8 protein-coding genes and 1 pseudogene are annotated in these 12,046 nt (G+C 47.6%); 5 read left to right on the forward strand and 4 right to left on the reverse strand.

Annotated elements, in window-relative coordinates:
• Positions 1-242, forward strand: a pseudogene (locus ACXAH6_RS03885) (IS4 family transposase); the annotation flags it as partial.
• Positions 243-290: 48 nt separating this feature from the next.
• Here ACXAH6_RS03885 and ACXAH6_RS03890 read toward each other — a convergent pair.
• The gene (locus ACXAH6_RS03890; RefSeq protein WP_474875326.1) at positions 291-2,177 is read right to left on the reverse strand and encodes a CocE/NonD family hydrolase; all 1,887 of its coding nucleotides are present in this window, start codon (positions 2,175-2,177) and stop codon (positions 291-293) included.
• 303 nt (positions 2,178-2,480) lie between these two features.
• A complete protein-coding gene (gene ilvC / locus ACXAH6_RS03895; protein ID WP_474875327.1) occupies positions 2,481-3,962 on the reverse strand; it encodes a ketol-acid reductoisomerase in 1,482 nt (493 codons plus the stop codon).
• Positions 3,963-4,114: 152 nt separating this feature from the next.
• On the opposite strand from ilvC, the gene ilvY reads away from it, so the two are divergent.
• Positions 4,115-4,978 (forward strand): HTH-type transcriptional activator IlvY, encoded by an 864-nt coding sequence (gene ilvY, locus ACXAH6_RS03900; protein ID WP_474875328.1) that lies wholly within the window; start codon positions 4,115-4,117, stop codon positions 4,976-4,978.
• Here the strand turns inward: ilvY and ACXAH6_RS03905 are convergent.
• The gene (locus ACXAH6_RS03905; protein WP_474875329.1) at positions 4,960-6,474 is read right to left on the reverse strand and encodes a YifB family Mg chelatase-like AAA ATPase; all 1,515 of its coding nucleotides are present in this window, start codon (positions 6,472-6,474) and stop codon (positions 4,960-4,962) included. The two genes, ilvY and ACXAH6_RS03905, sit on opposite strands and share 19 nt — an antisense overlap.
• Before the next feature lie 79 nt (positions 6,475-6,553).
• Positions 6,554-7,168, reverse strand: coding sequence for a trimeric intracellular cation channel family protein (locus ACXAH6_RS03910; RefSeq protein WP_474875330.1), 615 nt, complete (start codon positions 7,166-7,168; stop codon positions 6,554-6,556).
• 494 nt (positions 7,169-7,662) lie between these two features.
• Between ACXAH6_RS03910 and ACXAH6_RS03915 the strand changes: the two genes are divergently transcribed.
• The 3 genes from ACXAH6_RS03915 to ilvA are packed head-to-tail and all read left to right on the forward strand — an operon-like array spanning position 7,663 to position 12,005.
• Positions 7,663-8,595, forward strand: a complete 933-nt coding sequence (locus ACXAH6_RS03915) for a branched-chain amino acid transaminase (RefSeq protein ID WP_474875331.1) — start codon at positions 7,663-7,665, stop codon at positions 8,593-8,595.
• Positions 8,596-8,616: 21 nt separating this feature from the next.
• Complete coding sequence (gene ilvD, locus ACXAH6_RS03920; protein WP_474875332.1) at positions 8,617-10,467, forward strand: dihydroxy-acid dehydratase; 1,851 nt, start codon at positions 8,617-8,619, stop codon at positions 10,465-10,467.
• Complete coding sequence (gene ilvA, locus ACXAH6_RS03925; protein WP_474875333.1) at positions 10,464-12,005, forward strand: threonine ammonia-lyase, biosynthetic; 1,542 nt, start codon at positions 10,464-10,466, stop codon at positions 12,003-12,005. The genes ilvD and ilvA overlap by 4 nt, the downstream gene beginning before the upstream one ends.
• The last annotated feature ends 41 nt before the right edge of the window (positions 12,006-12,046 follow it).

Genomic DNA, 12,046 nt, shown 5'->3' on the forward strand with positions numbered 1-12,046 from the left:
GTGAACAGGTTCTATCGCCCAAAGCGTGGAAATTACTGTGGTTGAAAAACGAGAGTAAAACAATACCATCGACTCCCCCAAGCATAAAGTGGGCTTATGAGCACCTTGCCAGGCTTGGCGGGTGGAAAGATACTAAAAGGACAGGCAAGGCGTCAATAAAAGCCCTATGGGAAGGATGGTTCAAACTACAAACCATCCTTGAAGGTTACGATTTGGCCCGTTCTCTTGAGGCTGACTTGTGATCAAGAGACAGGCTACTTTTAGCGGCCTTTGTGTTTGTGAGGTTCGTTCTATTGCGTAGGTAAGATGTTAAAGCTGATCTTACTGGCGTGTTGCTTATCGTGATACACACGGTGCTGGGCACGAACAAAGTCTTCTTCTTTAGCAAAGAAGATATTTTCCACATAGGTTTGCGGGTTCATATCCAAAAATGGGAATATTGAACTCTGAATTTGAATTTGTAACTTATGACCACGCTTAAAATCGTGGAGTAAGTCGTACAATTCAAAACTGACTTTAGTGGGTTTTCCAGGCTCGAAGGGCTCAGGGTTGGTGAAGCTGTTTCTAAAGCGCCCGCGAATGATTCCCCAACGCACAAGCTCGTGACGATCACCTGTCGCAGTATCCATTTTATCGGTGTTTTCATCGGTACCCGGGAACACATCAACAATCTTCACCACAAAATCTGCTGCTGTTTTATCCGTTGATACCCATAGATCCACATCTACTGAGCCAGCGAGTGTCATGTCTTGAGTCATGGCGTCGGTTTCGAATACAAGCACATCAGTACGACGAGCGGTAAAGCGCTGATCTTCAGCCATGTACGGGCGGTCCCAGCCACGGCTAACCGCTGCCGAGTGCGGAACCGGCTTGTTCGGATCAGAGATATAATCTGAGAAGCTATTACTTACTTTAGGCTTGTTGTCTGTTAGCTTTTCGCCATCTGCCAAGTACAGGGTTTTGGCTTGGGTATTTTTCGGTGGCCACTGATCGAATTGACGCCAGCGGTTTGCACCCGTTTCAAAAGCAGTGGCTTTTGGGTTGTATGCCTTTTTACTATCGGTTTTCAGGTGTTGGTCGAAAAATGGCAGCAACACGTTATTTCTGAACCACACACTGGTCTCAAAGCCCAGTTGCGCTTCACCCATGTTTTCGCCGTTATCACGTATCCACTGGCCGTGGTACCAAGGCCCCATAACAATTTGTACATTGTCTTTTTGGTTGTTGTTCGACATGGTTTGATATGTGGCTAATGGACCATACAAGTCTTCGGTGTCGTACCAACCGCCTACAACTAAAACTGCAGGTTTCACATCATTGAGGTGCTGCAATACATTGCGGGCTTGCCAATACTCGTCGTAATTGGGGTGTTCGGTGAGTTCATTCCAAAACGGGCGCTCGCCGTGGAAGTAATCTTTATTCACATTCGACAAAGGGCCTAAATCACGGAAAAACTCATAGCCATCAGGTGTGGGAATTTTACGGCCCTGTTCACGCCATGGGAACGGCTGCTCTCTTGGTTTATCGAATGTATCAAAGAACAAAAACGCCATGGGCGTAGAAAAAGCCCCATTGCGATGGAAATCGTCGAAGAACCAGTCGGCGATTGGTGCTTGGGGCGAAATAGCTTTTAATGCTTCATGGCTATTAATCGCCGACACTGAGGTGTAGTAGCCGGGGTAAGAAATCCCCCACATGCCAACACGACCATTGTTGTTGGGGATGTTGTTGATAAGCCAATCAATAGTGTCGTAGGTGTCGGTGGCGTCATCTACGGCATCTTTGCCTTTTTGATAAGCATTTTGAGGGCGCATGTTTACATATTCACCTTCAGACATTTGCTTACCGCGTACGTCTTGAAAAACAAAAATGTAGCCTTCTCGTTCAAACTCAGCGCTCGGGCCTAAGCGGGTTTTATATTTATCACTACCGTAGGGTGCCACGCGATAAGGTGTGCGCTGCATCAAAATCGGGTAGCTCTCTTTTTGATCATAAGGTACGTATACCGAGGTGAACAGTTTTTTGCCGTCACGCATCGGTACGTGATATTCGTATTTCGCATAGTGGGAACGAATATATTCAGCGCGCGAATCCTTCTGGCTGGTATCTGCACTGATCGCTGGTAAGCAAATTAAACCGCTGATGATCAGTAACATAAAGCGAAAATAACGCATCATTTTCCTCATTATCGTTGTCGTTTTTATTGGGTGAGTTAGGTGTTGGTGTTGTTTCTCACATCTAATCCTTTCCTCACTCGTATTGTTATACAGTGAATACTGTGAGTTGTAACATTATCACATTCAATAAGTGGTATGCGGCGTAGCGTGCTGGCTTCAGCCTACGAATCTAACACTTTGTCTTGTTTGCTATGAAGGAAGGGAGTCAGGCGTAGAAAGTGTGACTTTATTACAGGCATAAAAAAGCCCAACCAAAATGGTTGGGCAAGAGGGCTTGGTTAAGCACCTAACGACAGAAACTGTCTACGCTTCAATGATGGCTTTCATGTCCGTCATGTAACCGCGTAATTCTTTACCAATCGACTCAACACCGTGGCTGCGAATAGCTTCGTTGATATCTACCAAGCGTTTGTTTTCAACTTGGTTAGAAGCAACGTTTAGGCCTTCGCCAATCACGTCTGTGCCGATTTTTGGCATAAACTGTTCACGTAGCAATGGTACTGCCGCGTTAGCGAATAGGTAGTTACCGTATTCAGCAGTATCAGAGATAACCACGTTCATTTCATACAAGCGCTTACGAGCGATTGTGTTAGAAATCAACGGTGTTTCGTGTAGTGATTCATAATAAGCTGATTCAGGAAGAATGCCTGCTTCAACCATTACGTCGAACGCGACTTCAACACCACACTTAATCATTGCTACCAGCAAGATACCTTTATCAAAGAACTCTTGCTCTGTAATTGTACCTTCGTAAACAGGTGCATTTTCGAAACCTGATTCACCAGTTTCTTCACGCCATTTAAGTAGGTTGGCATCGCCATTCGCCCAGTCTTCCATCATAGTGCGAGAGAACTCACCGCTGATGATGTCGTCTTGGTGTTTTTCAAACAACGGACGAAGCAATGCTGTTAATTCTTCAGACAGCTCGTATGCCTTCACCTTAGCAGGGTTAGACAAACGGTCCATCATGTTGGTAACGCCACCAATTTTCAGTGCTTCAGTAATAGTCTCAAGACCAAACTGAATCAATGCTGCAGCGTAACCCGCGTCTAAACCTTCCGCAGTCATTTTCTCGAAAGCGAGAATAGCTGCAGCTTGTTGCATACCACACAAGATAGTTTGTTCACCCATCAAGTCTGATTTCACTTCTGCAACAAATGAAGATTCAAGTACACCCGCACGGTCACCACCTGTTGCACTAGCTAGCGCTTTAGCGATTGGCCAACCTTCCCCTTTCGGGTCGTTTTCTGGGTGAACAGCAATCAGTGTAGGTACACCGAAGCCACGCTTGTATTCTTCACGAACCTCAGTGCCTGGGCACTTAGGTGCACACATCACTACCGTGATGTCTTGGCGAATTTGCTGGCCTTCTTCAACAATGTTGAAGCCGTGAGAGTAACCAAGTGCTGCGCCTTCTTTCATAAGAGGCATAACAGCTTCCACTACACTCGCGTGTTGCTTATCTGGCGTCAGGTTGTATACCAAATCCGCTTCTGGAATTAGCTCCTGATAAGTGCCAACAGTAAATCCGTTACTGGTTGCGCGCTGGTATGAGTCGCGCTTCTCGTCAATTGCAGCCTGACGCAATGCGTAAGCAACATTTAACCCTGAATCTCGCATGTTGAGACCCTGGTTAAGGCCCTGTGCACCGCAGCCAACGATGACAACTTTTTTGCCTTTAAGGAACTCACAGCCGTCAGCAAATTCTTCGCGCTTCATAAAGCGGCAACGACCTAATTGGTCTAGTTGCTGACGTAACGATAGGGTATTGAAATAATTAGCCATAAATCTTTCCGAACATCTCTTTTCGTCATTTTTACCACGCCATTTCGTGGCAAAGACCTCGTCGATGACGACTTGTCACGGAGAATAGGTGATTTCTTTTGTTTTGGAAAATGATATATTTGCAAAACAGTGTTGCAAAAAATGAAACGATAATGGATTTCAAAAGCCTGCAACTGTTTAATCATCTCGCAAACAGTTTACATTTTGGTGAAACCGCAGAGGCAATGTACGTCTCGCCTTCTACTTTGAGCCGTGTGATTCAGCGGTTAGAGGAAGAGTGCGGTGCGGTACTCTTCAAGCGCGATAATCGCAAAGTGGCATTGACCCACGCCGGTCATAAGTTGTTGTCGTTTAGTGATAAAACATTGCAAGAGTGGCAATCTTTGCGGCATGAATTACGGGAAGACAAGCTGGCGTTGCAAGGCGAGTTGAGTTTGTATTGCTCGGTAACCGCCAGCCAAAGCCACTTACCGGCGGTGTTGCAACGCTATCGTCAACGTTACCCTGGGGTTGATATTCGATTGGTGACTGGCGATCCTGCTGCAGCTATCAGCAATGTGAAACAAAAACAAAGTGATGTGTCGATTGCTATTCACACGCCTGATTTCCCAACCGATTTGTATTTTTCCAAGTTAGACGATGTGCCACTGGTACTCATCGCTCCCAAAGACTGGCGTATTAATCAGTTGAGCCAAATTGATTGGCGACACCACAAAGTGATTTTGCCCGAACAAGGGCCGACTCGGCGCATTGTGTACCACTGGTTTGCCGAGCATGGCATTCGCCCCAATGTATACGCATCGGTTGGGGGTAATGAAGCGATTGTTAGCATGGTGGCATTAGGATGTGGTGTGGGGTTTGTTCCCCAAGTGGTGTTGGATCACTCCAGTATCGCTGCCAATGTTGCCCAGATAACGGTGGACGACATCGAGTCTTACGTGCTTGGGCTTTGCTGTTTGCAATCGCGTCAACACGAGCCTCTTATCAATGCCCTACTTCAGTTAGAAACCAATTGATGAATGAGGTTATCCAATGCGCGATAACCCAAGGCTTCGGCCAAATGCTGACGTTGAATCACTTCGCAATCACTAAGATCCGCCAGTGTGCGCGCAACTTTCAACGTGCGGTGAAACGTACGCATGGAGAGTTCCAATTTGTGCGCTGCTTCTTTAAAGAATAATGAGTCTTCTTCGCTCAGTTGGCAGTGTTGGGCCATTTCGGCACCCGTGAGTTGCCCGTTAGGCTTGCCCTGACGAGATATTTGCTTGGCTCTGGTAGCGAGTACGGTTTGTTTTACTGCGAGCAAAGAATCTTGTACAGGTGTTGACGACGGCATCACATAATCAGCCAGTTTTGGCACATCTACTTGTATATCGATACGGTCGAGTAATGGGCCGGAAAGGCGTTGCAAATAACGCAATATTTGATCCACTGGCGTACGGCCATCATGCACATCACCGGTGGGGCTGGGGTTAAGCGCACACACCAGCTGAAATTGTGCTGGAAACTTGGCTTGCCCCGCCGCTCGTGAAATACACACGTCACCGGTTTCTAACGGCTCTCTGAGTACGTCCAAGGTTTGGCGGCCAAATTCTGGTAATTCATCTAAAAACAATACGCCGTGATGGGCGAGAGATATTTCACCAGGTTTGGGAACAGTGCCTCCACCGGTTAGCGCAATGGCGGAAGACGTATGATGAGGACTGCGAAAGGGGCGTTGCCGCCATCGTTCCGTATTTAAGGCTTCACCTTTGATAGAGCGAATTGCTGCGGCTTCAAGGGCTTCCTCTTCACTCATCGGTGGCAGTAATTGAGTTAAGCGATGGGCCAGCATGCTTTTTCCAGTGCCCGGCGGCCCTACGAAAAGTAGATGATGCTTCCCGCTCGCGGCGATGAGTAGCGCACGCTTTGCTTGCTCTTGGCCGACGATGTCATCCCACCCTATGTTGTTATTTTCATCAAGGTGAGAAGGGGCACTTCCGGTTTGAACCGGTAAAGATGCTTGCGCAGTTAAATGCAAAAAGAGCGTGAGAATTGAATCGGCTGCAACAAAGTTTAGCCCGTTAACCAGTTGGGCTTCATTGGTATTTGGCTCAGCGATATAGAGGGTGTTTTCTGCCTTTTCACAGGCTTGAGCCGCCGGTAACAAGCCGGTCACACCGCGCAATTCGCCACGTAAACTTAGCTCGCCAATACATTCGATGTTGGCAATGGCCTCTGAGGGAATAAAGCCTTCTGCCGCGAGAATACCCACGGCGATAGCCATGTCGTAACGGCCGCCATTTTTGGGGATGTCTGCGGGCGCGAGATTCACCGTGATCCGTTTAGCAGGAAAGGTAAAGCCACTATTGAGCAATGCGCCGCGCACTCGCTCGCGAGCTTCTTTAACCGCGGTTTCCGCCAACCCCACTAAATGAAAACCGGGCATACCATTAGCCAGATGCACTTCTACACTGATTTGCGGTGCATCAATACCTTGCCCTGCCCGCGTCATCACAACCGCATAGCCCACGGTGTGTCCTCTTGATTTAATTCCGAAAGGCTATGCTAAAACGGGTAACACATGGATTCGACTGAACCATGTGCCAGATTTATTGCTCGTGAGGGAATACTTGTAATTGCCAATGCCAACGCATGGCGCCTAAACGCACCAGTACTGTGGTAATAACCGCAGCAATGGCACACCATTGAGCGTCCAAACCTGCATATTGCACGATGCCGTACACCACACCACCCAAAATACAGGTAAAGGCATACAGTTCACCATTGAGTACTAGTGGCACTTCTCGGCAAATTACGTCTCGTAACAAGCCGCCAACCACAGCGGTAATGGTACCTAAGGCTACGGCAATGACGAGCCCTGCGTCATTGATGAGGGCTTTTTGCATGCCCACCACGTTAAACAAAGCCAAGCCAAACGCATCGGCAATTAACAAGTAGTGATAAGGGAAACGGGGGCTCAAGCGCAGCCAAATGATGGTGACCGCTGCAGCAGCGAGGGTAATGTAAAGGTAATCGACTTCAACAAACCAGAACACGGGTACATCGAGCATAATGTCGCGTAATGTGCCACCACCCATGGCCGTTACGCTTGCAAGTACGATAACGCCAAAGCCGTCCATACGTTTTTGATAAGCCATCAGCGTACCAGATATGGCACATACTGCGACACCTGCAAGGTTTAACCAATGAAACCAATCAATCATGTTACGGCCTGTTTGAAATTAAGGGGCTCATGGTAGCGATTCTGACCGACGACTGCATCAGTTGTTTTTGGTTGATCAATCAACCTAAATTTCCTTGTCGCCAGAGACCTTAGTCGTAAACTGATGATTTCCCCTTGATCCACCCTCTGGTTCAGTGATATTTTTTAAAAGGTGTAACCATTATCTAGCCAATAGTGCTTATGCGTTTGTGGTGAAACTTATCCGAACATCATCACAACCGTGTCATAACGGTCTATTATCTTTTCTAGTCAAACTTCTCGTCATGTCGACCCGGCGACAGGCAACCCTGTGAGCAAAACGCGCCCTTACACGTAAATCGTCAATCAGTGATTACACTTCTGGCGATATAAGCTTCGTGTAATTTGGGTACGCTATAGTGGTGTTGTATTATCTGTCTCGGTATTAATTGTGCACATTCAAACTCTTAAGTATGTGCTTCTCGAACCTGAGTGTTCGTTTTTTAAGGATTTATCATGGCTAAGCAACTCGCTGAAAAAATCTGGTTCAACGGTGAAATCATTCCTTGGCAAGACGCTACGGTACACGTAATGACTCATGCGATTCATTACGGTTCGTCTGTGTTTGAAGGTGTTCGTGCATACAACACCCCTGATCAAGGTACGTGCGTCTTTCGATTGAATGACCACAACCGTCGTTTGTTAGATTCAGCAAAAATCTATCGTATGACGATCCCCTACACCTTGGAACAGATTAACCAAGCGACCATCGACATCATTCGTGAAAACAACTTGAAGTCAGCCTACATCCGCCCAATCGCATTTTACGGCGATATTGGTATGGGATTAAGCGTGCCTTTCGGTACTGAAACTGAATTGACCATCTCTGCTTTCGAGTGGGGTGCATATTTGGGTGAAGAAGCACTGAAAAACGGGGTAGACGCGGGTATTTCTTCGTGGAACCGCTTAGCGGCCAACACTATGCCTACTGGTGCAAAAGCCGGTGGTAACTACTTGTCTTCTCAGTTGATTTCAATGGAAGCTCGTCGCCACGGCTATGGCGAAGGTATTGCCCTTGATCGCAACGGTTATATCAGTGAAGGCGCGGGCGAAAACATCTTTGTTATTCGCGACGGTGTGATCAGCACTACACCAAAAACGGCAGCAATTTTGCCGGGTATTACCCGTGATACCGTAATTACTTTGGCAAAAGACCTTGGCTATGAAATTCGCGAAGAAAACATTCCACGCGAAGCCATGTACCTTGCTGATGAGATTTTGATGTGTGGTACAGCCGCAGAAGTCACACCAGTACGCAGTGTTGACGGTATTTCAATTGGTAATGGCAGCCGTGGTCCTATCACCACTGAGCTACAAGAAATGTTCTTCGGTTTGTTTAACGGCAAAACAGAAGATAAATGGAACTGGTTAACACCGGTTTACAAGTAATTTAAGAGAGTTATAAGCATTATGCCCAAGTTACGATCTGCAACAACAACGCAGGGACGAAATATGGCCGGCGCGCGCGCATTGTGGCGTGCAACCGGAATGAAGGACACCGATTTTGGCAAGCCAATTATTGCAATTGCCAACTCATTTACGCAATTTGTGCCTGGGCATGTGCACCTCAAAGACCTCGGTCAGCTGGTGGCGAAAAGTGTTGAAGAAGCCGGCGGTGTAGCCAAAGAATTCAACACCATTGCGGTAGACGACGGTATCGCGATGGGTCACAGTGGTATGCTTTACAGCCTGCCGTCGCGTGAAATTATCGCCGACGCGGTTGAGTACATGGTTAATGCCCATTGTGCAGATGCCATTGTGTGTATTTCTAACTGTGACAAGATCACGCCGGGAATGTTGATGGCGTCTATGCGCCTTAACGTGCCGGTGGTGTTTGTTTCAGGCGGTCCAATGGAAGCGGGTAAAACCAAGCTTTCTGATCAACTGATAAAATTGGATTTGGTTGACGCCATGGTAGCGGCAGCCGATGACAAAGTGTCTGATGCCGACAGCAATGAAATTGAGCGTTCAGCTTGCCCTACCTGTGGTTCTTGTTCTGGTATGTTTACCGCTAACTCAATGAACTGCCTTACTGAAGCACTAGGCTTGTCTTTGCCGGGTAACGGCTCGATGTTGGCTACCCACGCTGATCGTGAAGCGCTGTTTAAGCAAGCGGGCAAAGTGATTGTTGATTTGTGTGAACGTTATTACAAAAATGATGACGAAAGCGCATTGCCACGTAATATCGCAAACTTTAAGGCCTTTGAAAACGCTATGAGTTTGGATATCGCCATGGGGGGTTCTACCAACACCATTCTGCATTTGTTAGCCGCAGCAATGGAAGGTGAAGTGCCATTTACTATGGCTGATATCGACCGTTTGTCGCGTAAAGTGCCCCACCTTTGTAAAGTGGCGCCGTCTACACCTCTTTATCATATGGAAGACGTGCACCGCGCAGGTGGTGTTCTCGGTATTCTCAATGAATTAAACAAAGCGAACTTGCTGCACGCTGATTGTTCTCATGTATTGGGCAAACCTATTGGCGATGTGATCAGCGAGTTTGATATTACGCAGGGTGACAAACCCGAAGCAGATAAATTCTATCGCGCAGGCCCTGCGGGGATTCGTACTACTAAAGCATTCAGCCAGGATTGTCGTTGGCCAGATGCCGACATTGACCGTCAAAACGGCTGTATTCGCGATATTGATCACGCCTTTAGCCAAGAAGGCGGCTTAGCCGTTCTATTTGGTAATTTAGCCGAAGACGGCTGTATCGTAAAAACAGCTGGTGTAGATGAATCGATTTTAAAATTCACCGGTCGTGCGCGTATTTTTGAAAGTCAGGATGACGCAGTAGCCGCCATTTTGGGTGAAAAAATCGAAGCCGGTGATGCGGTATTTATTCGTTATGAAGGCCCGCGTGGCGGCCCAGGTATGCAAGAAATGCTATACCCCACGTCTTACCTTAAGTCGAAAGGGTTGGGTAAGGCTTGTGCTTTGATCACAGACGGTCGCTTCTCTGGCGGTACGTCGGGTTTGTCAATTGGTCACTGCTCACCAGAAGCAGCCAGTGGCGGCGGTATTGGTTTGGTAGAAGAAGGCGATACCATTGAAATTGATATTCCTAACCGAACCATCAACATGGTGGTAAGCGACGAAGAGCTACAAGCGCGTCGTGAGGCTATGGAAGCGCGTGAGCGCCCGTGGAAACCTGTTAATCGCGAACGAAAAGTGTCTGTGTCATTGCGCAACTTTGCTATGTTGGCAACCAGTGCAGACAAAGGCGCAGTACGCGACCCGTCTAAGCTGGAAGATATATGACCGTTAGTGACCACGACTATCTTAAAAAAATCCTGTTAGCGCCGGTTTATGACGTGGCAGTGAACAGTGACTTAGTGTTGCTGTCGCGGTTAAGTGCTGAATTAGGAAACGAAGTTTACCTCAAACGTGAAGATCAGCAGCCGGTAAAATCATTTAAATTGCGCGGTGCATACAACTGCATCGCCAACTTGTCTGAGCCGCAAAAAGCCGCTGGCGTAGTGGCTGCATCGGCGGGAAATCACGCTCAAGGCGTGGCTTACTCTGCCAATATGAAAGGGATTCAGGCAACAATTGTCATGCCTGAAACCACGCCGGATATCAAAGTTGATGCGGTGCGTACCTTTGGCGGTCAGCACGTGAATATTGTGCTGCACGGTACTAACTTTGACCAAGCGAGTCAGCACGCTAAATCTTTGTGTGAGAGCGAAGGCTTCACTTTGATCCCGCCATTCGATAATCCGGATGTTATTGCTGGACAAGGCACCATAGCCCGAGAACTACTCGAACAAAACCCGAACATCGATACCCTGTTTATCGCTGTGGGTGGCGGTGGTTTGGCGGCCGGCATTGGCGTATACCTCAAGCAACTTAAACCTGAAATTAAGATTGTGGCGGTAGAGTCTGAAGAGTCAGCCTGTTTTGTGGCGGCAAAAGCCGCAGGTGAGCCAGTAACGCTACCGTCTGTGGGCATATTTGCCGATGGCGTTGCGGTGAAGTTGATGGGCTCAGAAACCTTTCGCTTGTGCGACCGTGTGGTCGATGAAATTATCACAGTGTCGAACGACGAGATTTGCGCGGCGATTAAAGACATTTTTGACGATACCCGCGTGATTGCCGAACCTGCTGGCGCTATGTCAGTAGCGGCAATTCGCAAATATGCCAAACTACACGATTTAAAAGGCCAAAAGTTAGGTGGGATTTTGTGTGGTTCCAATACCAATTTTCACACCTTGCGTTATGTGTCTGAGCGCTGTGAATTAGGCGAACAAAAAGAAGCGGTGTTCGCGGTTAAAATTCCAGAGCGACGCGGTGCGTTCAAGCAGTTTTGTGAGTATCTGGGTGGCCGCAATATCACCGAGTTTAACTACCGTTTTGCCAGTGAAAATGAAGCACACATCTTTGTCGGTATTAAACTCAAGCGTGGTCGTGAAGAGTTTGAGGCGTTAACCCAAGAGTTAGAAGACAAAGGCTACACGTGCTTTGATCTGTCTGACAACGAGTTGGCAAAACTGCACGTGCGTCATATGGTGGGTGGACGTCCGCCTAAAATATTGAACGAAAGCGTGTTTACCTTTGAATTCCCAGAGCATCCAGGCGCGTTGTTGAAGTTCTTGAATACCTTGGGAGAGCGTTGGGATATCACCTTATTCCATTACCGTAACCACGGTGCGGCTGAAGGGCTGGTGATGGCTGGCTTTGATATTCCGCCAGAGAGTCGTGAGGCGTTTGAAACCCATCTTGCTGACCTCAATTATCAGCACCATGATGTGACGAGTGATCCGGCTTATCAGTTCTTTTTATCAGACCCCAAACTCTGATAAAGCCTGAACTTGTTGAAGGCGTAGCACGATTAAAAAAG

Source organism: Alteromonas sp. ABE4_545 (genome assembly GCF_056161325.1).